Source organism: Ancylobacter sp. FA202 (assembly GCF_000380205.1).
Classification (GTDB): Bacteria; Pseudomonadota; Alphaproteobacteria; order Rhizobiales; family Xanthobacteraceae; genus Ancylobacter.
Genome location: NZ_KB904818.1, coordinates 601143 through 625225, shown reverse-complemented (window position 1 = coordinate 625225; position 24083 = coordinate 601143). Strand labels below are relative to the sequence as shown.

Genomic DNA, 24083 nt, shown 5'->3' with positions numbered 1-24083 from the left:
CGAAGCGCTCGCTCATACGGAACTGGCAAGTCAGTGCCTGCCCCCTTTGGCCACATGTTCAGGCCCAAACAGGGCCGGTCATGCCGACCCGCACGGGTTAGGACGACCGCTCGCAACCGTCCGCCGGGCGAGGAGAAGCAGGCGGGCCTCCGGGCAGAATGGGTCGGCCGGGTCGCGTATGGCCGTTGGGTCACGCTTCCCAAGCGCGGCCCGGCGCGCTCCTACGTATCTGACGCGGCTGGGCAGGTTGCTCATGCCCTGTACTGCGAACCAGGCTTAGCCAGCAGATGTTCGCGGTTGGGCGGCCATCCCGATTTCGCTGCCGGGCGCGCTCAAGCCCGGTCCTGCGAGCCAAGTTTAGCCCGCCGGCCTTCGCGGCAGGACGCGGCGATCCCTTTTTTCGTTGCCGAGCGCTCAGGCCCATTGATGCGGCAAAGCGCAACCATCAGGGCGTTCGGGGCAGGGCGCGGCTCTACCGTTTTCGCGGCCTAGCCCATCCGGCCCGACCAGGCGGGCTGAGCGGGCCGGGGGCAAACCGCAGCCACTGAGCTTGTCCGCAGCCGGGCGAGAGGGGCTCGGCAATGCGGCCCGGGCGCGGGGGCAAGACCCCATTGCTCACATCTCCACGCCCGATCAGAGCTGGCCATGCGGACCAGCACGGGTCATGTGGTCCTTCCTCAAGCGCGCCGCGCGCCGCGCGCCGCGTGCTGGGCGAGGCGGGACGGGCGCCCCATGTCGCCGCGTACACGTCACGTTGGCGATATGAAGTAAGACGCGGCCGGCGCCGGCCGGTGCCGGCCGGGGGCGGCAGCCCGGCCGGGCCGGCAGAGCTTCGCCACGGCACCGCCGCGCCCGGCCTGGCGGCACGGCGCTGTGAAAGGGGGCCGCGCGCTGCCTTCGGCGCGCCATCGTCTTGCGGATGTTGCGCATCTCGGGCACATCGGTTCGGCCCTTTCCCGCGATCGAGTTCCCAGCCGATGGCCCACGATTCTCCCGTCTCTCCGCTCGCCCCCAAGACGACGCCCGATGTCGGCCCCGTGGCCGGGGTGCGCTTCGCCACCGCCGAGGCGGGCATCCGCTATAAGGGCCGCACCGATGTGCTGCTGCTGACGCTCGATGCCGGCAGCACGGTGGCCGGCGTGTTCACCCGCTCCAAATGCCCCTCCGCACCGGTCGAATGGTGCCGCGCCAATCTCGCTCACGGCACGGCGCGGGCGCTGGTGGTGAATTCCGGCAATGCCAACGCCTTCACCGGCGCCAAGGGGCGGGAATCGACCGCGCTCACCGCCAAGATCGCCGCCAAGGCGTTGGGCTGCCGCGAGGAGGAGATCTATCTCGCCTCGACCGGCGTCATCGGCGAGCCGCTCGACGCCACCAAGTTCGAGGGCGTGCTGGCGGAGACCGCCACACGGCTGGCGCCGCTGCCCTGGATCGAGCCGGCCCGGGCGATCATGACCACCGACACCTTCCCCAAGCTCGCCACCGCCAAGGTGAAGATCGACGGGGTGGAGGTGACGATCGCCGGCATCGCCAAGGGCGCCGGCATGATCGCGCCTGATATGGCGACCATGCTCTCCTTCGTCTTCACCGACGCCGCGATCGCCGCGCCGGCGCTGCAGGCCCTGCTCTCCAAGGGCGTGGTGGACAGCTTCAATGCCGTGACCATCGACGGCGATACCTCGACCTCCGACACGCTGATGCTGTTCGCCACCGGCGCCTCCGGCGCGCCGCGCATCGATGATGCCAAGGACCCGCGCCTCGCCCGCTTCCGCAAGGCGCTGACCGGCGTGCTGGCGGATCTCGCCGAGCAGGTGGCGCGCGATGGCGAAGGCGCCCGCAAGCTGGTGAAGATCCATGTCACCGGCGCGACCTCGAAGCGTTCGGCCCGGCGCATCGCCATGTCGATCGCCAATTCGCCGCTGGTGAAGACGGCGGTGGCGGGCGAGGACGCCAATTGGGGCCGCATCGTCATGGCGGTGGGCAAGGCGGGCGAGCCGGCCGAGCGCGACCGTCTCTCCATCTCGTTCGGCGCCATCCGCGTGGCGCATGAAGGGGCCCGCGACCCCGCCTATGACGAGGGCGAGGTTTCCGCCTACATGAAGAACGATGTTATCGACATCACCGTCGATCTCGGCCTCGGGCGCGGGGCAGACCGGGTGATGACCTGCGACCTCACCAAGGAATATGTCGCCATCAATGGCGATTACCGTTCCTGAGCGGCGAAGGGCGAACGCCATGAAACTCATCCTCGTCGCCGCCGCCGCCCTTGTCGATGCAGATGGCCGCGTGCTGCTGACCGAGCGGCCGGCGGGCAAGTCGCTGGCCGGGCTGTGGGAGTTTCCCGGCGGCAAGGTGGAGCCGGGCGAGCGGCCGGAGGAATGCCTCATCCGCGAGCTGGAGGAAGAACTGGGCATCACGGTCAAGGAGCCGTGCCTCGCGCCGCTCTCCTTCGCTTCGCACACCTATGAGACTTTCCAGCTGCTGATGCCGCTGTGGATCTGCCGGCGCTGGGAGGGGCAGGCGCAGGGCCGCGAGAGCCAGCGCCTCGCCTGGGTGAAGCCGGGCGCGCTGCGTGACTATCCCATGCCGCCGGCGGACGAACCGCTGATCCCGGTGCTGCTGGATCTGCTGGGGCCGGGGCGCTAGCCGGTAGGCGTTTTCTAACCCTCGCCAGGCAGCTTGCCCTCCCCCTTCAGCTTGCCCTCCGGCACGTTCAGCGCGTCGGCGAGGCGGGTCTTGGCGGAGCCGGGGCGCAGCGGCTTCTGCTGGCTTTCATGTGGTGCCCAGCCGGAGATCCAGACAATTTCGAAGGTGGCGCGCAGGCGCCCGTCCGGGTCGGCGAAGCGCTCGGCATAGACCTCGAACAGCCGAACCAGCGTCTTCTTCAGCAGCGGCGCCCGCCGCCGGTCGGTGAGCGGGTTGGCGGCGCCCATGCGGCGCAGATCATGCAGCAGCGCCAGCGGGTCGCCATAGCGCACCACCACGCGGTCGACATCGGTGACGGGGAGGGCGAGGCCCGCGCGCTGCAGCAGCCCGCCGAGGTCGCGCAGATCGACAAAGGGCGCCACGCGCGGCGAGATGCCGCCCAGCGTGTCGCTCTCGGCAATGGCGAAGACCTCGCGCAACTCGGCAAGCGTGCCGCCGCCGAGGAAGCCGGCGAGCAGCAGCCCGTCCGGCTTCAGCGCACGGCGGATCTGCGCCAGCACGCCGGGCAGGTCGTTGACGCTCTGCAGCGCCAGCGCCGAGACGACGAGATCGAGCGAGGCCGGCGCGAAGGGCAGGATTTCCGGGTCGGTGACGACATCGACATCCCCCCGCTCGGCCGGGCCGAAGGCGACATAGCGCTCCACCATACCGGTGCCGGACAGCGCCTCGCGCAGCACCGGCGTCGGCGTGCCGAGGTCGGCCGCGGTGCCGAAAACCCGCTTCACCGCGCTGAGGCGGTCGACCAGGTCTTCCGCCACGCGGTCGAGCAGGAAGGTTTCCGGGCCGAGCGCGCGCGCCCGCTGGCGGCGCTGCGCCAGCGCCTGAGGATCGAACACGTTCATCGGCGAGGGGGAGGTGGACATCGGGGGCTCCTCGGCGAGAGGCATAGAGCCGGGGCGGCGACAGGTCAAAGCCGACCACGCCAAAGGCGGCCGGGCGACAGCGGGCCGACGCGGCCTGTGCTAGTATCCGGGTATGAACCCGTCCCCGGAGCCGATGCGCGAAAATGCCCGCGAGGCGCAGGCGTCGCCCGCCCGGGCCGCGCCATGGCGCGGCTTGGGCTTGGGGCGCCGGCTGTGGCGCGGGCTGGTGGATGTCGCGCTGCCGCCGTCCTGCATGGCCTGCCGGGCGGCGGTGGACGAGCCGGGCTGCCTGTGCGGCAGCTGCTGGAGCCGCCTCTCCTTCATCGCGGCGCCGTTCTGCGACCGGCTCGGCACGCCGCTGCCCTATGGGTTCGGCGAAGGGCGGCTGCTCTCGCCCGCCGCGCGGGAGGCGCCGCCGGCCTATGGAAGGGCGCGGGCGGTGGCGGCATTCGGCGAGGTCGCGCGCGACCTGATCCACGCGCTCAAATATGCCGATCGGCTCGACATCGCCCCGCCGATGGGGCGGATGATGGCGCGCGCGGGGGCGGACATCCTTTCCGATGCGCAGGCGCTGGTACCTGTGCCGCTGCATCGGCTGCGGCTGTGGCGGCGGCGGTTCAACCAGTCGGCGGCGCTGGCCGGGGTCATTGGCGGCGAGGCCGGCCTGCCGGTGCGGGCCGGCTGGCTGGAGCGTCAGCGCGCGACCGTGCCGCAGGTGGGGCTCGACCGGGCAGCGCGGGCGCGCAATGTGCAGGGCGCCTTCGCGGTGCCTGAAATCGCGAAAGGGGAACTGCGCGGCCGGCGCCTTGTTCTGGTTGATGACGTGCTCACGACAGGGGCGACGATCGATGCCTGCGTCAAGGCGCTGCTGCGCGCGGGGGCGGGACGGGTGGACGTTCTGGTGTTCGCCCGGGTTGCTGATGCGGTGGACGCGCCCCTATCATAAGGCACCAGGATGCCGGCCGCAGCGGCGGCCGATGGTTAGGACGATTCGATGGCGAAGATCGAGATTTACACCACGTCGAGCTGCCCCTATTGCCATGCAGCCAAGTCGCTGCTTGGGCGCAAGGGCGCAGATTTCTCAGAGGTCAACGTGACCGGCGATCCGGTGGCGCGCTCCTCGATGTCGAGCCGGGCCAATGGGCGCACCAGCGTACCGCAGATCTTCATCGACGGGCGCCATGTCGGCGGCTGCGACGACCTCTACGCGCTTGAGGAAGCCGGCGAGCTGGACGCGCTTCTCGCCAGCTGAACGAGAGTGACACCATGACCGGCTCTTCCGATACGCTCACGCCCGGCACCCCGCCGCTTGGCGCTCCCTTCCGCGCCGCGCTCATCCAGATGTGCACCGCCAAGAACGTCGCCGCCAATGTCGCGGCGGCCTCCGCGATGATCCGCGAGGCGGCGGCGGCCGGGGCGAGCTATATCCAGACGCCTGAAATGACCGGCACGATGGAGGAGAACCGCGAGGCGCTGTTCAAGGTGCTGCATGCGGAGGAGGACGACCCGGCGCTGGCCGCCTTCCGCGCGCTCGCGGCCGAATTGAAGGTGCATCTGCATATCGGCTCGCTGGCGGTGCGGGCGAGCGAGCACCGCGCCGCCAACCGCTCCTACCTGCTCGCCCCGGACGGGACGATCGCCGCCTGCTACGACAAGATCCACATGTTCGACGTCGACCTGCCCAATGGCGACGTCTACCGCGAATCCGCCGCCTACCGGCCGGGCGAGCTCGCCATCGTGGCTGAGCTGCCGCAGATCCGGCTCGGCTTCACCATCTGCTACGATCTGCGCTTTCCCGCGCTGTTCCGGGCGCTGGCCGAGGCGGGGGCGGGGATGATCGCGGCGCCGGCCGCCTTCACCCAGTCGACCGGCGAGGCGCACTGGCACATTCTGCTGCGCGCCCGGGCGATCGAGACCGGGTGCTATGTGCTGGCGGCGGCCCAGGGTGGCACGCATGAGAACGGCCGCCAGACCTTCGGCCACAGCCTCATCATCGACCCCTGGGGCACCATCCTCGCCGAGGGCGGCACCGAGCCGGGCATCATCGCCGCCGAGATCGACCCGGCCAGGGTCGCGGGCGTGCGCGGGCGGATTCCCTCGCTCTCGAACGGGCGGCGCTTCGAGCTGGTGATGCCGGCCGATCAGGACCGGCTGCATGTGGTTCCCGGTGGCGTGGCATGATTCTCTATCGCCTGTGCTGCGCGAAGGAGCACGAGTTCGAGAGCTGGTTCCGCGATTCCGCCGCCTATGACGACCAGCGCGCGCGCGGCCTCGTCACCTGTCCGGTCTGCGGTTCGCCTGAGGTGGAGAAGGCGCTGATGGCCCCGGCGCTGGGCCGCGCGGCGCGCAAATTCGCCGCTGAGGCGGCGGCCGAAACGGCGCCGATGGAGGCCCCAGAGGCCACGCCGCCGGCCCCCACCCAGCCGGTCGCGCTGGTGTCGGAAAAGGAGCAGCAGCTGCGCGCCATGCTGCGGGCGGTGCGGGCCCATGTGGTCGCCAATTCGGTCGATGTCGGCGACGAGTTCGCCACGCGTGCCCGCCGCATGCATGAGGGCGAGGAGGAAAAGCGCGCCATTCGCGGCGAGGCCACCCCGGACGAGGTGCGGGCGCTGATCGAGGACGAGATCGAGGTGCTGCCGCTGCCGGTGCTGCCGGACGATCGGAACTGAGGGAAGGGCCTCGGTTTTCCGGCCCAGCGGAGCCGACGGCGAAGCGCAGAGCCGGGATCCGGCGCAAAGGTCCGCTGTTGGACGCCTCTCAATCCAGTGAAGCACGCCGAGTCTTCGCTGGATCCCGGATCTGCGCCGCACTGCGTGCAGCTTGTCCGGGACACGGGCCTGCCATGATGCCGCGCCGCTCTAAGGCCCCGCCGTCCGCGCGCTCTCGATCTGCGGCAGCAGGCGTTCCTTCAGCCCCTGGGCGTCGATGGGACCGATATATTTGTAGGCGATGCGGCCATCCTTGCCGATGACGAAGGTCTCCGGCACGCCATAGACGCCCCAGTCGATGGCGGTGCGCCCATTGGCGTCGACGCCCACCGCCGCATAGGGATTGCCGAAGCGGCCGAGAAAGCGGCGGGCATTGGCGGCGTCGTCCTTGTAGTTCAAGCCGACGAGACGGAAGCCCGGCATCTTCGACAGCTCGACCAGAAAAGGGTGCTCGTCGCGGCAGGGCACGCACCAGGAGGCGAAGACGTTGAGCACCGTCACCTCGCCCTTGAGCGCGGCGGAGGTGAGGCCCGGCACCGGCTGGCCCTCGCGCGTCAGCCCCTCCAGCGCCGGCAGGTCGATCGCCGGCGCCTGCCGGCCGATCAGCGCCGAGGGCACGCGCGAGGGATCGCCGGAGAATAGCCGGCCATAGAACAGCGCCGCCAGTGCCAGAAACGCGACGAGCGGCAGCAGCACCAGCAGCCGCGAACGGCGCGGCCGGGCGGCCGGGGCTTCCTCGGGAGGCGGGGTGTCGGAGGGAAGGCTCATGCGTCGGCCCGCCCGGCTGAGCGGCGGCGCACGCCGCGCGCCTCCAGTTCCGTGAGCCGGCGGCGCACCAGCCGCCCATCGGCGAAGATCCACAGCGCCAGCGCCCCGAGCGCCAGGGCGCTCACGCCGTAGCAGGCGATAATGAAGAAGCCGTGCTCGCCGAACATTCAGAAGGCCTCACGCATAGGCGGCCTCGGCGGCAGCGCGCGCTTCCAGCACGCGCAGGCGGCGGCGGTAGATTTCATTGCGCATCGCCGCCATGTGCAGCGCCAGCATCAGCAAGGTGAAGCCGAGGGCGCAGATCATCAGCGGCCAGAGCAGGCTGGGATGAATGGTCGGCCCGTCCATGCGAAACACCGAGGCCGGCTGGTGCAGCGTGTTCCACCAGTCGACCGAGAACTTGACGATCGGCACATTGACGAAGCCGACCAGCGAGAGCACCGCCGCCGCCCGCCCGGCCTGGTTCGGGTCCTCGATCGCCGAGCGCAGCGCCAGCAGGCCGAGATAGAGCAGCAGCAGCACCAGCATCGAGGTGAGACGCGCATCCCAGACCCAATAGGTGCCCCACATCGGCCGGCCCCAGAGCGAGCCGGTGAACAGGCAGAGGAAGGCGAACACCGCGCCGATCGGCGCCATCGCCTTGTGCGCCACATCCGCCAGCGGGTGGCGCCAGACCAGGATGCCGAGGGCGGACGCGGCCAGCATCGAATAGCCGAACATCGCCAGCCACGCGAAGGGCACGTGGATATACATGATCCGCACCGTCTCGCCCTGCTGGTAGTCTTGCGGGGCGCGGAAGGCGAGGAAGAAGCCGAGCGCCAGCGTTGCCAGCGCAAGGCCGGTCAGCCATGGCAGGACGCGCCCGGAAAGGGCGAGGAAGCGGGTGGGGTTGGCAAAATCCATCAGCGCCATGGGGCGGTTCTAATCCGGCGCGCGAGGGCCGGCAACCGGCGCGGTAGGCGTCAGGCATGGATCGATCGCCACAGGATGGACAAAACTGCGCTATTGAACTGTGGCCCGATTCGATCGAGAGGAAATCGAGCGCTTATGCCGCACATCTCCGCTGCCCCCTTTGGCGTCCTGCTCCTGACCCTTGTGACCATGCCCCTGTTGCCGCCGGCGCTGGCGCGTTCCACCGATGACCAGATGATGCAGTTGGAGCCCTCGGAGCGGATCGAGCAGGTGTGCAACACGCGGGCGATGGGCGAGCTTCAGCGCGGGCAGAAGGGCATGCGCCCCGATGAGCTGGTCGCCTATGCCTATCGCGACCCGGTGGTGAAGGGCGCGAAGATCAACGCGCCGGGCGCGGCGGTGCGCTCGGGCGGCACCTGGTACCACATCGCTTATGAGTGCGAGACGGCGCATGAAGGGCTTGATGTGACGCGCTTCCACTACACGCTCGGCGCGGCGATCCCGACCTCGGAATGGGCCGGGCATTATCTCGTCGCGCCGTAGGCTCGCCGGAACCCATTTCAGGCGTCATCCCGGACGGCCGCAGGCCGCGCCGGGATCGTGTACCGATATCGGATGACGAGCCCGGCTCTCCGCTGCGCTTTGGCCGGGATGAGGGTTCACCCGGCCTTCACGCCGCTACCACGAATGCAGCGCCCGCAGGGTCGCGGTCTTCTTGTCGAGATGGTCAGCCATGCGGCCGAGCAGGCGGTCGAGCAGTTCCACCGCCTCGACCACTGCCGGGCCCTTGTTCAGCATGACGCATTCGGCGCGGGCGGCCATGGCGGCGTCGGTCATCTCGCCGCGCGAGGGAATGCCGTCGCGCACCAGGTCCTCCAGCACCTGCGTCGCCCAGATCGCCGGCACGGAGGCGGCCTCGCAGATCCACAGCAGTTCCTCCTGCATTTCGGCGAGGCGGGTGAAGCCGATTTCGGCGGCGAGGTCGCCACGGGCGATCATCACGCTGAAATCGCCGGTGCGGGCGGCGCGGGCGATCAGGTCCGGCAGGTTCCGCACCGCCTCGGGGCGCTCGATCTTGGCCATCAGGCCGAGCGGTCGCGCCCGCCCGGCCCCATGGCGGGCGATGGCGGCGTCGAGCAGATCGAGGTCTTCCGGCCGGCTGACGAAGGAATAGCCGAGGAGGTCGGCGCATTCGATGACGGTGGCGAGGTCGGCATCGTCCTTGGCGGTGAGCGGGGAGAGGCCGAGCGCGGTATCGGGCAGGTTGATGCCCTTTTCCGGCTTCAGCTTGGTGCCGCCGGGGCGGGTGTGGAGAATGCGCAGGATCGCCTCGCCCGGGCCCACGCTCTCCACCACCGCCTCGACCTTGCCGTCGTCATAGCGCACGCGGTGGCCGAGCCCGAGGCGGGTGACGATCTCCGGCAGCGAGACGGCGGCACTGAACAGGGCAGCGTCGTCGACGCGGGGTTCGCCCTCGGCGACGAGGCGCAGCGTGTCGCCGGGCAGCAGGCGGCCGGTCGGCTTGTCCTTGCGCATCGGCAGCACGGCGCCGGTGCGGATCTTCGGGCCGGCAATGTCCATCAGCACCGCGATCGGGCGGCCGACCGCCTCGGCGGCGGTGCGCACATGGCCCGCCATCGCCCGCCAGGTTTGGGCGTCGTCATGGGCGCAGTTGATGCGGGCGACATCCATGCCGGCCTTCGCCAGCGCCAGGATAAAGGCCGGGTCGCTCCCCGCCTCGCCGGGCAGCGTGACCATGATGCGGGTGTAGCGCCCCTCCGGCTCCGGGCCGAGGCTCGCCTCGCTGGCCTTTTCCAGCCGGGCCTCGCCGGCGAAGAAGGTGGCGGGCTCCGGCGCCGGAAGGGCCGGGGTGCGGCCGGCGAGGGCGGCGAGCGCCGCCAGCACCGCGTCGAGCGTCGGCAGCACCCGGCTCTCCAGCCGCCCGAGCGAGGACAGCCCGCGCCACATCAGCTGGCGCTGCAGCGGGCGCAGCTCGTGCCGGCGCAAGGCGAGGTAATGCGCGAGATTTTCGAGCGCGGGGTCTTCGCGGCCGGCCTCGCGGTGGAAGCGCTCGATGAGCGGGGCGGCCTCCTCGACCACCGCCGCCCGCAGGGACAGCAGCGTCTCGAAAAGCGCGTTGTCATCGCTGACGACGTCATCGCTGGCGGCGGAGAGGGGCGCAAAGTCGCTGTTCATGACCGGGTTCCTCGCATGGATGCGGCACGCTAGGATGGCGCTGTTACGCGGCTGTGACCTCCGTAGTCTCCCGCAAAAGCGCGTCAAAACTTGACTCTCTGGCGCGCGGCGGCTACGAGCCCCACATCCTCGCAGACCCCGCGAGCCGATCCGCCGCCCGGCCCCTGAGGCCGGAGGTCAACGCCCGACAGCGCTTTGCGCCCTCGGGCGCCGTTCGGCATTGCGCTGTGAGCTGTGGGAAAAGGACCGGAGCGAACGCATGTTCGATTCATTGACCGACCGCCTTGGCGGCATACTCGACCGGCTGAAACGACGCGGCGCCCTCACCGAGGCCGACGTGAACGAGGCCATGCGCGAGGTGCGCCGGGCGCTGATCGAGGCCGATGTCGCGCTCGACGTGGTGCGCTCCTTCACCGACAAGGTGCGCACCCGCGCCGTCGGCGCCGAGGTCATCAAGTCGGTCACGCCCGGCCAGATGGTGGTGAAGATCGTCAATGACGAACTCGTCGCCATGCTCGGCTCCGACGCCAAGCCGATCGACCTCGACGCCGCCCCGCCGGTGCCGGTGCTGATGGTCGGCCTGCAGGGCTCGGGCAAGACCACCTCCACCGCCAAGATCGCCAAGCGCCTGACCGAGCGCGGCAACCGCAAGGTGCTGATGGCCTCGCTCGATACCCGCCGCCCGGCGGCGATGGAGCAGCTGGCCATGCTGGGCACGCAGGTCGGCGTCGCCACCCTGCCGATCGTCGCTGGCCAGTCCGCCGTGCAGATCGCCCGCCGCGCCATGGAAGCCGCCCGCCTCGGCGGCTATGACGTGGTGATGCTCGACACCGCCGGCCGCGTCACGCTCGACGAGGCGCTGATGGCCGAAGTGGCCGAGGTGAAGGCCGCGACCAAGCCGCATGAAGTGCTGCTCGTCGCCGACAGCCTCACCGGCCAGGACGCGGTGAACACCGCCAAGGCGTTCGACGAGCGTGTCGGCCTTACCGGCATCGTGCTGACCCGCGCCGATGGTGACGGGCGTGGCGGTGCCGCCCTGTCCATGCGCGCCGTCACCGGCAAGCCGATCAAGCTGCTCGGCACCGGCGAAAAGATGGACGCGCTGGAGGATTTCGATCCCCGCCGCGTCGCCGGCCGCATCCTCGGCATGGGCGATGTCGTCTCCCTGGTCGAGAAGGCGGTCGAGAACATCGACGCCGAAAAGGCGATGGCTGCGGCCGATCGCATGCGCAAGGGCCAGTTCGATCTCGACGATCTGCGCATGCAGCTCGACCAGATGGAGAAGCTCGGCGGCCTTGGCGGGCTGATGGGCATGCTGCCCGGCGTCGGCAAGATGAAGAACCAGCTCGCCGCCTCCGGCATGAATGACGGGGTGCTGAAGCGCCAGAAGGCCATCATCGATTCGATGACCAAGAAGGAGCGGCGCAACCCGAAGCTGCTCGACGGCTCCCGCCGCAAGCGCATCGCCAGCGGCTCCGGCACCAAGGTCGAGGACGTCAACCGGCTGATGAAGATGCACCGCCAGATGGCGGACATGATGAAGGCGATGGGCGCTCCGGGTGCCAAGCGCGGCCCGATGGCCGGCCTCGCCAACATGTTCGGCCTCGGTGGCGGCGGCATGGGCGGCATGCCGAGCCCCGACCAACTGAAGCAGATGGCCGAGAAAATGCCCGGCGGGCTCGGTGGCGGCCTGCCCCCGAATTTCCCCGGCAACATGCCCGGGCTTCCGGGGCTGGGCACCAAGCCGGGCGGGCTTCCCGGCCTACCGGGCTTTCCGGGGAAGAAGAAGTGACGGCCCGATGATCTGACCCCCTTGCCGTCATCCCGGACGGCGCCTCAAGCGCCGATCCGGGATCGTTCTCCGCGCCTCAGGCGTCAAACGATCCCGGATCGGCGTTCGCTGCGCTCTCTTCGTCCGGGATGACGACAGACACCAACCGACGAAACTGACACCAAAGGAAGAAAGACATGTCCCTCAAGATCCGTCTCGCCCGTGGCGGCGCCAAGAAGCGTCCCTATTACCGCATCGTCGTCGCCGATTCGCGCTCGCCGCGTGATGGCCGCTTCATCGAAAAGATCGGCACCTTCGATCCGCTGAAGCCCAAGGACGCCACCGACCGCTTCACCCTCGACGTCGAGAAGGCCAAGGCCTGGCTCGCCAAGGGCGCCCAGCCGACCGACCGCGTCGCCCGCTTCCTCGACAGCCTCGAGCTGGTGAAGCGCGCCGCCCGCAACAACCCTGAGAAGGCCGTTCCCGGCAAGAAGGCGCAGGAGCGCGCCGCCGAAGCCGCCAAGGCCGCCGAAGCCGCTGCCGCCGCTGCTGCGGCTCCCTCGGCCGAGTGAGGCCGAGCCCCGATGGGTGTCGGCCCATGAGGGTCGACGCCTTCGGTGGCCTTTAGGCTGGGTCCCGGATCGGCGCCGCGCTGCGCGCGTCTTGTCCGGGAAACGGCATATGAGACTGTGTCCCGGACCAGCGACGCCGCAGGCGGAGCGCCGAACCGGGACCCAGGAAAGGCTGCGCCGCAGGCGCTTTAACGATCTGCCGCGAGACCGCTATGCCCCAAGACCGTGTTCTCCTCGCCCGCATCGGCGCCCCGCATGGGGTGCGCGGCGAGGTGCGGCTGTTCATCTTCGCCGCCGATCCGGCTGCGCTGCAGGACTACGCGCCGCTGACCGACGAGGCGGGCACACGCACCTTCCGCATCAAGACGCTGCGCCCGGCGAAGGAGCATTTCGTCGCCCGGCTGGAAGGCGTCGACACGCGCGAGGCGGCCGAGGCGCTGACCAATCAGGGCGTCTATGTCACCCGCGACCTGCTGCCCGAGCCGGACGAGGAAGACGATTTCTACCATGCCGACCTGATCGCGTTGGTCGCCTTCACCAGCGAGGGCGCGCCCTTCGGCAAGGTGGTGGCGGTGCATGATTTCGGCGCCGGCGACATTCTCGAAATCGCGCCGGAAGCCGGCGGCAAAACGCTCATGCTGCCCTTCACCAAGGCGGTGGTGCCGCGGGTCGACCTCAAGGCCGGCCGCCTCACCGTCGAGCCCGGCGAATGGGTGCGCGAGGAAGCCCCGCCGCCGGAAGCGGACCAGGGCTGACGGGCGACCGGGACGGATCGGGGAGAGTACCCCCGTTCCGGATATGGAATTAGTCGTCATCCCGGCCGAGCTTAGCGAGAGCCGGGATCGCTCTCCAACGGCTCGCGATCCCGGATCGGCCTGACGGCCGTCCGGGATGACGATGAACGGAACCCCTGCCATGTGGCGCGCCTCCCTCATCACCATTTTTCCCGACATGTTTCCGGGCCCGCTCGGTCTTTCTCTGGCCGGCCGGGCGCTGGCGCAGGGCGCCTGGGGCATCGAGACGGTGGACCCGCGCGAGCAGGCCACCGATCGCCACCGCTCGGTCGACGACACGCCGGCCGGCGGCGGGCCCGGCATGGTGATGCGGGTGGATGTGCTGGCCCGCGCGGTGGACGCCGCCGCCCCGGAAGGGGACACCCGCCCGCGCCTGCTGATGACCCCGCGCGGCGCGCCGCTGACCCAGAAGCGCGTGCGCGAGCTCAGCGCGGGCGAGGGCGTGGTCATCGTCTGCGGGCGCTTCGAGGGGGTGGACGACCGGCTCATCGCCGCGCGCGGGCTGGAGGAGGTTTGCGTCGGCGATGTGGTGCTGTCGGGCGGGGAGATTGGCGCGCTGGTGCTGCTCGATGCCTGCGTCCGGCTGCTGCCGGGAGTGATGGGGCACCCGGAATCCGGCACCGAGGAGAGCTTTTCCGCCGGCCTGCTGGAGTATCCCCAGTACACCCGCCCGCAGAGCTTCGAGGGGCTGGAGATCCCCGCCATCCTCACCGGCGGCGACCATGCCAAGGTCGCCCGCTGGCGGCGCGAGCAGGCGGAGGCCGCCACACGAGAGCGGCGGCCGGACCTGTGGGCGCGCTATCGCGAAACGGGCGGGCGTTGAGCCCGCTGTTTGCGCGCGCTTACTCGGTCAGCTCATAGGTGAAGTTCTGATTGCTCTTGGTGTCGACCTCGTCGAACTTCACGCCGGTGAAGCCGGCTTCTTCGCAATCGAGCGTGTCGCCGGTCTGATGGTCGCGATTGTGCAGCGTGTATTTCTCAGCCGCGATGCAGAAATGACCGCCTTGCTGTTTGCTGGAGCCTGACCAGGTGCCGCCCTCTTCGCCGGCCGCGTAGATGTAATAGTAGCGGTTGGCCAGTCGGCCGCGGATCATCACCGTGCAGTCGTCCGGCGCCAGCTTCCACCACCCTTCCGAGGTCCAGCCATAATCGGTGCTGTCATAGCCGATCGACAGGTTCACGGTTTCTTCCGCCCTGTTGCAGATCTTGAAATCGGCTTTGCCCTCGGACACAAGGCACAACAATCCCGCGACGCTCAGGGCCGACAGGATGTGAAAACGACGCATTTGATGCTCCCGCTCGAAGAGGGGCGCAGTGCACCCTACCCAAGTACGGAATGCAACGAAAATTGCATGACAAACCGTCTGAGGTCGCGTATAGGCGCCCCGTCACTACCAACTGACAACAGCAAGATGCGGGCGGCCGGGTTCTGACATGCCCTGACCGATCCTGCCTGAGGTGATAACATGGTCGATATTATTCGCGAGCTCGACATCGAGCAGGCCGCCAAGCTCGCCGAGCTGCGCGCCATCCCCGACTTCCAGCCGGGCGATACCGTCATCGTCAATGTGAAGGTGAAGGAAGGCGAGCGCACCCGCGTGCAGGCCTATGAGGGCGTCGTGATCGCCCGCAATGGCGGCGGCATCAATGAGAGCTTCACCGTTCGCAAGATCTCCTATGGCGAAGGCGTCGAGCGCGTGTTCCCGCTCTATTCGCCGAACATTGACAGCCTGAAGGTTGTCCGTCGCGGCAAGGTGCGCCGCGCCAAGCTCTATTACCTGCGCGATCGTCGCGGCAAGTCGGCCCGTATCGCCGAGCGCCAGGACAAGAACGCCGGCAGCCGCAAGAAGGGCCCGGCTACGACCCCGGTCGCCGCTGCCGAGTGATTCCAGCTCCGGCTCCGGCCGGGACTGTCAGACGATGTTCAGGGCGGCTTCGGCCGCCCTTTTCTTTTGCCCGCGGGGCTCAGGGGCCGGCCGTCACCGGGAAGTCGAAATACGTGTCGGGAAACGGCTCGTCCGCCAGCGTGTAGTGCCACCATTCCTCGGCATAGGGTTTGAATCCGTGGCGCTGCATCAGCGTCTTCAGCGTCTCCCGGTTCGCGGTGGCCTGCGCCGGAATGCCGGCGGCGCCGTGATGGGCCCGCTCGTCGAAACAATCATATCCGGTGCCGAAATCGAGCGTGGCGTCGTCGAAGCGCGCGCCCACGGGCAGGGCGCAGTCGGCGAGCGGCTCACCGGGCGCCAAGGGTATCGCCGGCTTCTGGCCGAGCCGAATAATAGCGAGATCGACCGTGCTGCCCCGGCTGTGGCCGGACTTCTCGGCAATGTAGCCGCGCGTGAACAACTCACTCTTGGGCACGCGGGGATAGAATTCTGGCTTCATCGCCGCGTCGCCGAGGTCCCTAGCCCAGGCGACGAAATCGGCGACCGCCCGCGCCGGGCGGTAGCAGTCATACACCTTCAAGCCGAGACCCTGCGCGGCGAGTTCCCGCGCCGCCGCCGCCAGCGCCTCGGCGGCGGGACGGGTCAGGATGCACTCGGGCGCGGCATAGGCGGCGATGGGGCGGCCGACGAAATTGTGCGGGCCGGCATAGCGCATATCGTGCTGGATGGCGGGAGCGACATCGCGCAGCCGGACGAAGCCGTCGGGGAGATCGGCGCTGCGGGCGGCGACCGGCGCCGCCGCGAGGGCAAGCGTCAGCAGGACAGTCCTGAGCATTGCGTGAACCTTGATCGGGACAATGCGCGGCGATGTGCCATGCGGCCCGCCGGCCTGTCCAGAGCGGCGGCCCTTGCCCCGGGCCGCGCCGGCGTTGGAGGTCCAGACTTGGGGCGCTTCGATCGGGAGCGCGTCAGCAGTCCTTGATGTGCAGCACGCGGGTATTGGTCTGCTGCTCGACGAGGATGGTGCCGTCGCCCAGCATGGCGGCCTGCATCACGGTGGCGAAGTCCGGCTTGCGCAGGGGGCAGGTGATGAGCTGCCGGCGCTCCGCCTTCGCGACCTCCTGCGGCTTCACATCCGTGCGATTTCCCGCCTCGACAGCGGCGAAGGTGACAAAGGTTGCGGCGATCAAGGCGATGTCGGACAGGCGCATCGTAGACTCCCTTCGCCGCAAGAGCTTAGCCCGGCGGATGAAGCCGCGCCATATCAAAGGTAAAAAAGCGTAGAGAGGCACATATGTTTCGATTTATCGGTCGGTTTCAGGCTGATTTTACTATGTAATACATTATTCCACGTGTGTGTTCCGCTGTTTGCCCGTCACGCAGTCGTGCGGCGGCACGGGGCGGGCCGGGGGATGGCGGCGATTGTTTGCCGCGCCCAGACTTGCTAGAAGGGTTCCATGATGGCGCTTGGCACCCCGATGACGGTTTCCTGCGGCGCGGCGGTTTCGCCGGCGCCCGGTGCCGCGCGGCCGGAGGCCCGCCGCCGCCTGCCGACCACCATCGGCTTCGCCGCCGTGCCGGATCATGTCCGCCTGCCGGCGCGCTTTTTCGGACGCTTCACCGCCTGCGCGGTCGCCGGGCTTAGCTGAGCGCTTCCCGGAGCCGAAGCCCTCGGGCTCGACGCTCCCGGCCGCGCTGCTGCCCCGCCCTTGTTTTCCTCTTCCCAAGAGACGCCAAGATGAGCACGCCCGCTCCCCGTACCCTGTACGACAAGATTTTCGACGACCACATCATCGACCGCCAGGAGGATGGCACCTGCCTCCTCTATATCGACCGGCATCTGGTGCATGAAGTGACCAGCCCGCAGGCCTTCGAGGGCCTGCGCGTGGCCGGGCGCCGGGTGCATGCGCCGTCGAAGACGCTCGCCGTGGTCGACCACAACGTGCCGACCACCGACCGCCGCTTTGGCATTGACGATCCCGAGAGCCGCATCCAGGTGGAGACGCTGGCCGAGAACGCCCGCGAGTTCGGCGTCGAATATTTCAACGAGCTCGACAAGCGTCAGGGCATCGTCCACGTCATCGGCCCGGAGCAGGGCTTCACCCTGCCGGGCACCACCATCGTCTGCGGCGACAGCCACACCTCGACCCACGGCGCCTTCGGCGCGCTCGCCCATGGCATCGGCACCTCGGAGGTGGAGCATGTGCTCGCCACCCAGACGCTGATCCAGAAGAAGAGCAAGAACATGCGGGTCAGCGTCGATGGCAAGCTGCCCGACGGCGTGACCGCCAAGGATGTGACGCTCGCCATCATCGGCGCCACCGGCACCGCCGGCGGCACCGGCTATGTCATCGAATATGCCGGCGAGGTGTTTCGCGCCCTGTCGATGGAAGGCCGCATGACGGTCTGCAACATGTCGATCGAGGGCGGGGCGCGCGCCGGCATGGTCGCCCCCGACGAAACCACCTATGCCTATGTGAAGGACCGCCCGCGCGCGCCCAAGGGCGCCGCCTGGGACGCGGCGCTGCGCTATTGGGACACGCTGCGCACCGATGAAGGCGCGTTCTTCGACAAGGAACTCCGGCTCGACGGCGCCTCGCTGCCGCCCATCGTCTCCTGGGGTACCAGCCCGGAGGACGTGATCTCGGTCGAGGGGCTGGTGCCCGATCCTGATCTGATCGACGACCCGGACAAGCGCGACGCGAAGAAGCGGGCGCTGGCCTATATGGGCCTCGTCGCCGGCACCAAGATCATCGATATCCCGGTCGACAAGGTGTTCATCGGTTCCTGCACCAATGCCCGCATCGAGGACCTGCGCGCCGCCGCTTCCATCGTGCGTGGCCACAAGGTGCGGGAGGGCGTCTCCGGCATGATCGTTCCGGGCTCGGGGCTGGTGAAGCTGCAGGCCGAGGCCGAGGGGCTGGACGCCATCTTCAAGGCGGCGGGCTTCGACTGGCGCGAGCCGGGCTGCTCCATGTGCCTGGCGATGAACGCCGACAAGCTCGGCCCGGAGGAGCGCTGCGCCTCCACCTCGAACCGCAATTTCGAGGGCCGGCAGGGCTTCAAGGGCCGCACCCATCTCGTCTCCCCCGCCATGGCGGCGGCGGCGGCGATCGCCGGCCATTTCGTCGACGTCCGCACCTGGCCGCGGGCGGGTTGAGCCTCGGCCCGGGGGCAGCGCGATGAGGGGCGATCCGTTCTGGGAACCGCCGCCCGACGACCCCATGGAAGTGTGGGGCCGTCGCCTCGGGCGCGGGCTCGCCGTCGTGGTGGCGCTCGGCCTCGTCGTCTATCTGTTCGCGACCTATCTGAGGTGAGCCGATGAGCGAGAGCGGCGACTGGCTGAAGCGCGGCGCGCCCAGCCTCAGCGAAATGGAGGCGATGGCCGAGGAGGCCTATGCCCGCCTGCCGGACGAATTCCGCGCTTTGTGTGGCAATCTCGTCATAAGGGTCGAGGATTTCCCGACCGACGAGGTGCTGAAGGAGATGGAGGCGGAAAGCCCGTTCGACCTGCTCGGCCTGTTCCAGGGCATCGGCCTGGCGCAGGGCTACGAGCTGGCGACCGGCGTGCTGCCCAACATGATCTTCCTCTACCGCCGCCCGATCCTCGACTATTGGGCAGAGAATGAGGAAACGCTGGGCGACATCGTCACCCATGTGCTCGTGCACGAGATCGGCCACCATTTCGGCCTCTCGGATGAGGACATGGAGCGGATCGAGGAGGAGGCGGGGTAGGTAGCTAACCGCATGGCTCGTGGCGCAGCTTCGGCTAGAATAATTCTAGAAAAGAGGTGGTGGTCATGACGCAGGTTTCGCCGGAAATGGCCCCGATCCACCGTTACAGCCCGCCTCTTCGCGCGCTCCACTGGCTGACTGTGGTCGCCATCATCCTGGTTTACGGGGTGACGTATCTCGAAGACCTGTTCGCGAGGGACACTCCCGAGCGGGCGCTGGTCTGGTGGTTCCACATCTCGGTGGGGCTCACGGTTCTCGGCTTCGTGGCAGTGCGGCTATTGTTTCGTCTCGCCGGGCCGTTGCCGCCCCCGTCGGTGGCGCTTTCCCGCCCGATGCATCTGGCTTCTGTGGCGGTTCATGTGCTGCTTTATGTGTTGCTGGTGGCGACGCCTCTGGTCGGCATCTATCTCGCCTTCCTGCGCGGCAATGAGGTGACGTTCTTCAGCCTGTTCACGCTGCCATCGCCGGTCGCTGTGGACCGGACGGCCGCCCGTGATGTGGTGGAGGTGCACGAATTGCTCGCCAACGCGCTGGTCATTCTTGCCCTGCTGCATGCTGCCGCCGCTTTAGTGCATCATTTCGTCTTCAAGGACGATGTGCTGCGCCGGATGTTGCCGCACCGCTGAGGCGTTGCGGTTTTTGAACCCGCCATCAATCTGGGTCGTGGGCGGGCGCTAGGTTCTGCCGCCGTAATTTGCTAAGGAGCCGTCACCGCTTTGGCGGTACGGCTCGGGAGTATCGGAATGGACAAGTTCAACACCCTGACCGGCGTCGCGGCGCCGCTGCATCTGGTCAATGTCGACACCGACATGATCATCCCGAAGCAGTATCTGAAGACGATCAAGCGCACCGGGCTCGGCACCGGGCTGTTCTCGGAGCTGCGGTATAAGGAGGACGGGTCGGACAATCCCGATTTCGTGCTCAACAAGCCGGCCTATAAGGGCGCGCAGATCCTGATCGCCGGCGACAATTTCGGCTGCGGCTCCTCGCGCGAGCACGCGCCCTGGGCGCTGCTCGATTTCGGCATTCGCTGCGTGATCTCCACCTCGTTCGCCGACATCTTCTATAATAACTGCTTCAAGAACGGCATCCTGCCGATCCGGGTGACGCCGGAACAGCTGGCGGCGCTGTTCGACGACGCGGCGCGCGGCGCCAATGCCAAGATCACCGTCGATCTCGAAAGCCAGACCATCACCGGGCCGGATGGCGGCTCGATCTCCTTCGAGGTCGATGCGTTCCGCAAGCACTGCCTGCTGAACGGGCTCGACGATATCGGCCTCACCCAGGTGAAGGCCGACAAGATCGCCAGCTTCGAGACCATGCTCGCCGAGGAACGCCCCTGGGCGTGAGCGTGCCGGCGCCGCCACGCGCGGCGCCGCTCGAGCGGAGGTTTCCATGACCGAGCGTTGCACGACCGAGCGCCGTCGCATCTCGTCCGGCTCCGCCTTCGAGGCGGTGGCCGGCTATTCCCGTGCCGTGATCGATGGCCCCGATATCTTCGTCTCGGGCACGACCGGCTATGACTACGCCGCCATGGTGTTGCCCGAGGACCTGGTGGCGCAGACCCATGGCTGCTTCGCCAACATCGCGGCGGCGCTGGCGCAGGCGGGCGCCAGCCTCGATGACGTGGTGCGCGTGCGCTACATCGTGACCCAGGCCGACTATGCCGACATCGTCTTCCCGATCTTCGGCCAGTACTTCGCCAAGGCGCGGCCCGCCGCCACGCTCATCGTCGCCGGCCTTTTGCAACCGCAGATGAAGATCGAGATCGAAGTGACCGCGCGTCGGCAGGGCTGAGCACCGGGGCCGGAGCGTTTTCGCTTTACAGCGCCGCCGTCTCGGGATGGAATCGTTCAAAACGAGAACATCCGGGAGACGCCCCATGTGCCACATCTTCGCGGGCCAAGCGCCCGAGACCTATGAGAGCCAGACGCGCTCGGTGCGGATCGGTGGCCATTCCACCTCGATCCGGCTGGAGGCCGCCTTCTGGACCGTGCTGGAAGAGGTCGCCGCCCATCAGGGCATGAGCGTCGGCAAGTTCGTCACCAAGCTGCATGACGAGGTGCTGGAGCTGCATGGCGAGGTGCGCAATTTCGCCTCGCTGCTGCGCTGCTCCTGCCTGATCTTCCTCGCCGAGCTGCGCCCCGCCGGCGTCGCCCCGGTGGCGGCGCGCGGGCGCTATCTGTGCGAGAGCACGCGCATTCACCTCGAAGCGGCGGAGTGAGAGCGGCTCCGCCGTCGCCCGCGCAATGCACATCGTGGTGATGTGCTAGCGGTCTACCACCTGCCGCCCCGGCGCAGGCCTAGCATCCCCTTCAGGCGACACATGCGCCGTGGTGAGTTCAAGGCCGGAGGGACAGGTGGCGAAGGCCATTCATTCGATGATCCGCGTGCTCGACGAGGCGCGCTCGGTTGATTTCTACGCGCGCGCCTTCGGGCTGGAGGTGGCGCAGCGGCTGCCGTTTGACGGCTTCACGCTGGTCTATCTGCGCAACGCGGAAGCCGATTTCGAGGTCGAGCTGACCATCAACCACGACCGCGCCGAGCCCTATGCGCTGGGCGACGGCTATGGCCACATCGCCTTCGTGGTGGATGATCTGGCCGCAGAACATGCGCGTTTCACGCAGGAAGGCCTCAATCCCAACCCGATCAAGGAGTTCTTCCACGAGGGCGCGCTGCTGGCCAAGTTCTTCTTCGTCACCGACCCCGACGGTTACAAGATCGAGGTGCTGCAGAAGCACGGACGCTACCGCTGAACGACCGCGTCGACACGCCAAGCGGCGCGGAAGAATCAATAATACATAAAAATACCTGGGAGGTAACAATGGCTACACTGATCGACAGGCGCGGTCCGTCACGCCGCGCCGTGCTTGCCGGCATCGGCGCGGCCGGTGCGCTGATGGTGAGCGGCGCGGCGGTACTCAACCCGCGCGAGGCCTGGGGCCTGGAAGTCACCGCGCTCAAGCCGGAGACCATGCGCACGCTCATCGTCATGGCGCGCGACGTCTACCCGCATGACCGCATTCCCGACCGCTACTACGCCATCGCGATGAAGCCCTATGAGGCGGATGCCGCCAAGGACCCGGCGGTGAAGGCGCTTGTCGAGGACGGCGTCATCACCCTCGACACGCTGTCCAAGGCCAAATACGGCGTCGCCTATGCCGATGTCGGCTGGGAGGACCAGCGCGTGGCGGTGCTGCGCGAGATCGAGGACAGCGCGTTCTTCCAGAAGGTGCGGGGCGGCCTGGTGGTCGGCCTCTACAACCAGGAGGAGGTGTGGCCGATCTTCGGCTATGAGGGCGCCTCGGCCGACAAGGGCGGTTACATCGACCGCGGCTTCAACGATATCGCCTGGCTGTGAGGGGAGGCTCGCATCATGTCCGCACCCTTCGATCTGAATGATGATTCCGTTGTCGTTGTCGTCGGCTCCGGCGCCGGCGGCGGCACGCTCGGCACCGAGCTGGCGCTCAAGGGCATCAAGGTGGTGATCCTTGAGGCCGGCCAGCGCCACAACATGGAAGACTTCGTCAATAATGAGTGGGAGAGCTTCTCCCAGCTCGCCTGGACCGACATGCGCACCACTTCCGGCTCGTGGCGGGTGCACAAGAACTTCCCCAATCTCCCGGCCTGGATCGTCAAGGCGGTGGGTGGTTCTTCCGTGCATTGGGCCGGCGCCTCGCTGCGCTTGCAGGAGCACGAATTCAAGACCCGCACCACCTATGGCGACCTCGACGGCGCCAATCTGCTCGACTGGCCGATCACCCTTGCCGAGCTGGAGCCCTGGTACGCCAAGGCGGAGGATCGCATGGGCGTGACCCGCACCAATGGGATTCCCGGCCTGCCCGGCAACAACAACTTCAAGGTGTTCGAGGCCGGCGCGAAGAAGGTCGGCTACAAGGAGGTCTCCACCGGGCGGATGGCGATCAACAGCGAGCCGCGCGCCGACCGCGGTTCCTGCCAGCAGATCGGCTTCTGCTTCCAGGGCTGCAAGTCGGGCGCGAAATGGTCGACGCTGATCGCCGAGATCCCGCGCGGCGAGGCCACCGGCAATCTGGAGGTGCGCCCGCAGAGCATGGTGCAGAAGATCGAGCACGATGCCTCCGGCAAGGTGACGGCCGTCGTCTATGTCGACAAGGACGGCAAGACCCAGCGCCAGAAGGCGCGCATCGTCGCGGTGGCCGGCAATTCCATCGAGAGCCCGCGCCTCTTGCTCAACTCCGCCAGCAACATGTTCCCGGACGGGCTTGCCAATTCCTCGGGGCAGGTGGGGCGCAACTACATGCGCCACATGACCGGCTCGGTCTACGCCATCTTCGAGAAGCCGGTGCACATGTATCGCGGCACCACCATGGCCGGCATCGTCCGCGACGAGGCGGTGAACGACACCAAGCGCGGCTTTGCCGGCGGCTACGAGATGGAGACGCTCTCCATCGGCGTGCCGTTCATGGCCGCCTTCCTCGATCCCGGCGGGTGGGGCCGCTCCTTCGCCTCCGCCATGGATGGCTATGTCAACATGGCCGGGCTGTGGATCGTCGGCGAGGACATGCCGCAGGAGACCAACCGCGTCACGCTCAACACCGACGTGAAGGACCAGTACGGGCTGCCGGTGGCCAATGTGCATTTCGACGATCACCCGAACGACGTCGCCATGCGCAACCATGCCTATGCCCAGGGCGCGGCGATCTATGATTCGGTCGGCGCCACCCGCACCCTGCCGACGCCGCCTTACCCTTCCACGCATAATCTCGGCACCAACCGGATGAGCGCCAAGGCGCGCGACGGCGTGGTGAACAAGCACGGGCAGAGCCACGACATCCCGAACCTGTTCATCGCCGATGGCAGCCAGTTCACCACCGGCGGCGCCGAAAATCCGACGCTGACCATCGTGGCGCTGGCGCTGCGGCAGGCCGACTTCATCGCCGGGGAGATGACGCGCAAGACGATCTGACCGGCCGCGCGGCTTTTCCCTCGTCCCCGGGCGTGTCCCGGGGACCTCGTTGGCTTCGGGCGACAAGCGAGGGCCTCGTGGCCGGGGCAGGCCCGGCCATGACAGCCTTTCGTCGGCGGCGACGACGAAGCGCGGCCGGCTGCGCCATGCGTCAGGTCGGGGTTGCGCCTCCGATCCTCCCCGCCTTCCCCCGCCGGTCCGCGCCGGCGGTTTTCTTTTGCGGC

At 68.3% G+C, this 24083-nt stretch carries 31 protein-coding genes; 23 read left to right on the top strand and 8 right to left on the bottom strand.

Translation table 11 applies throughout. From position 1 onward, the window contains the following. Positions 1 to 977 precede the first annotated feature (977 nt). Both argJ and mutT read left to right on the top strand, forming a co-directional pair. Positions 978 to 2216 carry a bifunctional glutamate N-acetyltransferase/amino-acid acetyltransferase ArgJ gene (gene argJ / locus A3M1_RS0102860; protein WP_018387443.1) on the top strand — a complete coding sequence of 413 codons (1239 nt, stop codon included), beginning with the start codon at positions 978 to 980 and terminating at the stop codon, positions 2214 to 2216. A 19-nt stretch (positions 2217 to 2235) separates the two neighbouring features. Then, positions 2236 to 2646, top strand: coding sequence for an 8-oxo-dGTP diphosphatase MutT (gene mutT / locus A3M1_RS0102855; RefSeq protein WP_018387442.1), 411 nt, complete (start codon positions 2236 to 2238; stop codon positions 2644 to 2646). A 14-nt stretch (positions 2647 to 2660) separates the two neighbouring features. Here the strand turns inward: mutT and A3M1_RS0102850 are convergent, their stop codons facing one another. Then, on the bottom strand, positions 2661 to 3569 hold the full coding sequence (locus tag A3M1_RS0102850; protein ID WP_018387441.1) for a methyltransferase domain-containing protein: 909 nt from the start codon (positions 3567 to 3569) through the stop codon (positions 2661 to 2663). A gap of 133 nt (positions 3570 to 3702) precedes the next feature. On the opposite strand from A3M1_RS0102850, the gene A3M1_RS0102845 reads away from it, so the two are divergent. Genes A3M1_RS0102845 through A3M1_RS0102830 form a run of 4 tightly spaced genes read left to right on the top strand, consistent with a single transcriptional unit; the run spans position 3703 to position 6238 of the window. Next, positions 3703 to 4515, top strand: a complete 813-nt coding sequence (locus A3M1_RS0102845; RefSeq protein WP_018387440.1) for a ComF family protein — start codon at positions 3703 to 3705, stop codon at positions 4513 to 4515. Between the two features lie 48 nt (positions 4516 to 4563). Next, on the top strand, positions 4564 to 4821 hold the full coding sequence (grxC, locus tag A3M1_RS0102840) for a glutaredoxin 3 (protein ID WP_018387439.1): 258 nt from the start codon (positions 4564 to 4566) through the stop codon (positions 4819 to 4821). Positions 4822 to 4835: 14 nt separating this feature from the next. Continuing rightward, positions 4836 to 5750, top strand: a complete 915-nt coding sequence (locus A3M1_RS0102835) for a carbon-nitrogen hydrolase family protein (protein WP_018387438.1) — start codon at positions 4836 to 4838, stop codon at positions 5748 to 5750. Further along, positions 5747 to 6238, top strand: coding sequence for a DUF1178 family protein (locus A3M1_RS0102830; protein WP_018387437.1), 492 nt, complete (start codon positions 5747 to 5749; stop codon positions 6236 to 6238). The genes A3M1_RS0102835 and A3M1_RS0102830 overlap by 4 nt, the downstream gene beginning before the upstream one ends. 189 nt (positions 6239 to 6427) lie before the next feature. Here the strand turns inward: A3M1_RS0102830 and A3M1_RS0102825 are convergent, their stop codons facing one another. The 3 genes from A3M1_RS0102825 to A3M1_RS0102815 are packed head-to-tail and all read right to left on the bottom strand — an operon-like array spanning position 6428 to position 7957. Continuing rightward, positions 6428 to 7045, bottom strand: a complete 618-nt coding sequence (locus A3M1_RS0102825; protein ID WP_018387436.1) for a DsbE family thiol:disulfide interchange protein — start codon at positions 7043 to 7045, stop codon at positions 6428 to 6430. After that, positions 7042 to 7212, bottom strand: coding sequence for a heme exporter protein CcmD (gene ccmD, locus A3M1_RS0102820; protein WP_018387435.1), 171 nt, complete (start codon positions 7210 to 7212; stop codon positions 7042 to 7044). Before ccmD ends, A3M1_RS0102825 begins: the two co-directional genes overlap by 4 nt. 10 nt (positions 7213 to 7222) lie before the next feature. After that, positions 7223 to 7957: a heme ABC transporter permease gene (locus A3M1_RS0102815; RefSeq protein ID WP_018387434.1), complete on the bottom strand. Its 735-nt coding sequence runs from the start codon at positions 7955 to 7957 to the stop codon at positions 7223 to 7225. Between the two features lie 135 nt (positions 7958 to 8092). Here A3M1_RS0102815 and A3M1_RS0102810 point away from each other — a divergent pair, with 135 nt between their 5' ends. Further along, on the top strand, positions 8093 to 8500 hold the full coding sequence (locus A3M1_RS0102810; protein ID WP_018387433.1) for a DUF930 domain-containing protein: 408 nt from the start codon (positions 8093 to 8095) through the stop codon (positions 8498 to 8500). Between the two features lie 135 nt (positions 8501 to 8635). Here A3M1_RS0102810 and A3M1_RS0102805 read toward each other — a convergent pair whose 3' ends face one another. Further along, complete coding sequence (locus A3M1_RS0102805; RefSeq protein WP_018387432.1) at positions 8636 to 10153, bottom strand: pyruvate kinase; 1518 nt, start codon at positions 10151 to 10153, stop codon at positions 8636 to 8638. A gap of 259 nt (positions 10154 to 10412) precedes the next feature. On the opposite strand from A3M1_RS0102805, the gene ffh reads away from it, so the two are divergent. From ffh to trmD, 4 genes are all read left to right on the top strand, one after another. Continuing rightward, positions 10413 to 11945 carry a signal recognition particle protein gene (gene ffh / locus A3M1_RS0102800; protein ID WP_018387431.1) on the top strand — a complete coding sequence of 511 codons (1533 nt, stop codon included), beginning with the start codon at positions 10413 to 10415 and terminating at the stop codon, positions 11943 to 11945. A 176-nt stretch (positions 11946 to 12121) separates the two neighbouring features. Then, entirely contained in the window at positions 12122 to 12496 is a 375-nt protein-coding gene (gene rpsP / locus A3M1_RS0102795) for a 30S ribosomal protein S16 (RefSeq protein ID WP_018387430.1), read from the top strand. Positions 12497 to 12708: 212 nt separating this feature from the next. After that, positions 12709 to 13251 (top strand): ribosome maturation factor RimM, encoded by a 543-nt coding sequence (rimM, locus tag A3M1_RS0102790; protein ID WP_018387429.1) that lies wholly within the window; start codon positions 12709 to 12711, stop codon positions 13249 to 13251. 160 nt (positions 13252 to 13411) lie between these two features. After that, complete coding sequence (gene trmD, locus A3M1_RS0102785) at positions 13412 to 14113, top strand: tRNA (guanosine(37)-N1)-methyltransferase TrmD (protein WP_018387428.1); 702 nt, start codon at positions 13412 to 13414, stop codon at positions 14111 to 14113. Between the two features lie 19 nt (positions 14114 to 14132). On the opposite strand, the gene A3M1_RS0102780 is transcribed toward trmD, so the two are convergent. Continuing rightward, positions 14133 to 14576: a DUF1036 domain-containing protein gene (locus A3M1_RS0102780; RefSeq protein WP_018387427.1), complete on the bottom strand. Its 444-nt coding sequence runs from the start codon at positions 14574 to 14576 to the stop codon at positions 14133 to 14135. A 180-nt stretch (positions 14577 to 14756) separates the two neighbouring features. Between A3M1_RS0102780 and rplS the strand changes: the two genes are divergently transcribed. Next, positions 14757 to 15176 (top strand): 50S ribosomal protein L19, encoded by a 420-nt coding sequence (gene rplS / locus A3M1_RS0102775; RefSeq protein WP_018387426.1) that lies wholly within the window; start codon positions 14757 to 14759, stop codon positions 15174 to 15176. 79 nt (positions 15177 to 15255) lie between these two features. Here the strand turns inward: rplS and A3M1_RS0102770 are convergent, their stop codons facing one another. Continuing rightward, positions 15256 to 16011, bottom strand: coding sequence for a M15 family metallopeptidase (locus A3M1_RS0102770; RefSeq protein WP_018387425.1), 756 nt, complete (start codon positions 16009 to 16011; stop codon positions 15256 to 15258). 133 nt (positions 16012 to 16144) lie between these two features. After that, a complete protein-coding gene (locus A3M1_RS0102765) occupies positions 16145 to 16387 on the bottom strand; it encodes a hypothetical protein (protein ID WP_018387424.1) in 243 nt (80 codons plus the stop codon). Positions 16388 to 16633: 246 nt separating this feature from the next. Between A3M1_RS0102765 and A3M1_RS0102760 the strand changes: the two genes are divergently transcribed. From A3M1_RS0102760 to A3M1_RS0102710, 11 genes are all read left to right on the top strand, one after another. After that, positions 16634 to 16825, top strand: coding sequence for a hypothetical protein (locus A3M1_RS0102760; protein ID WP_018387423.1), 192 nt, complete (start codon positions 16634 to 16636; stop codon positions 16823 to 16825). An 89-nt stretch (positions 16826 to 16914) separates the two neighbouring features. After that, positions 16915 to 18336: a 3-isopropylmalate dehydratase large subunit gene (leuC, locus tag A3M1_RS0102755; RefSeq protein ID WP_018387422.1), complete on the top strand. Its 1422-nt coding sequence runs from the start codon at positions 16915 to 16917 to the stop codon at positions 18334 to 18336. A gap of 22 nt (positions 18337 to 18358) precedes the next feature. Continuing rightward, positions 18359 to 18493: a hypothetical protein gene (locus A3M1_RS27060; RefSeq protein ID WP_018387421.1), complete on the top strand. Its 135-nt coding sequence runs from the start codon at positions 18359 to 18361 to the stop codon at positions 18491 to 18493. Between the two features lie 4 nt (positions 18494 to 18497). Beyond that, positions 18498 to 18911 carry a metallopeptidase family protein gene (locus A3M1_RS0102745; RefSeq protein ID WP_018387420.1) on the top strand — a complete coding sequence of 138 codons (414 nt, stop codon included), beginning with the start codon at positions 18498 to 18500 and terminating at the stop codon, positions 18909 to 18911. Between the two features lie 65 nt (positions 18912 to 18976). Continuing rightward, positions 18977 to 19537 (top strand): cytochrome b, encoded by a 561-nt coding sequence (locus A3M1_RS0102740; RefSeq protein WP_018963903.1) that lies wholly within the window; start codon positions 18977 to 18979, stop codon positions 19535 to 19537. A gap of 117 nt (positions 19538 to 19654) precedes the next feature. Next, complete coding sequence (gene leuD / locus A3M1_RS0102735) at positions 19655 to 20260, top strand: 3-isopropylmalate dehydratase small subunit (RefSeq protein ID WP_018387418.1); 606 nt, start codon at positions 19655 to 19657, stop codon at positions 20258 to 20260. A gap of 46 nt (positions 20261 to 20306) precedes the next feature. Continuing rightward, positions 20307 to 20708 (top strand): RidA family protein, encoded by a 402-nt coding sequence (locus A3M1_RS0102730; protein WP_018387417.1) that lies wholly within the window; start codon positions 20307 to 20309, stop codon positions 20706 to 20708. Positions 20709 to 20793: 85 nt separating this feature from the next. Beyond that, the gene (locus A3M1_RS0102725; RefSeq protein WP_018387416.1) at positions 20794 to 21135 is read left to right on the top strand and encodes a ribbon-helix-helix domain-containing protein; all 342 of its coding nucleotides are present in this window, start codon (positions 20794 to 20796) and stop codon (positions 21133 to 21135) included. Between the two features lie 136 nt (positions 21136 to 21271). Beyond that, positions 21272 to 21667, top strand: coding sequence for a VOC family protein (locus A3M1_RS0102720; RefSeq protein ID WP_018387415.1), 396 nt, complete (start codon positions 21272 to 21274; stop codon positions 21665 to 21667). Between the two features lie 68 nt (positions 21668 to 21735). After that, entirely contained in the window at positions 21736 to 22272 is a 537-nt protein-coding gene (locus A3M1_RS0102715) for a hypothetical protein (RefSeq protein WP_018387414.1), read from the top strand. 15 nt (positions 22273 to 22287) lie between these two features. After that, positions 22288 to 23859 carry a GMC family oxidoreductase gene (locus tag A3M1_RS0102710; RefSeq protein ID WP_018387413.1) on the top strand — a complete coding sequence of 524 codons (1572 nt, stop codon included), beginning with the start codon at positions 22288 to 22290 and terminating at the stop codon, positions 23857 to 23859. Positions 23860 to 24083 lie beyond the last annotated feature (224 nt).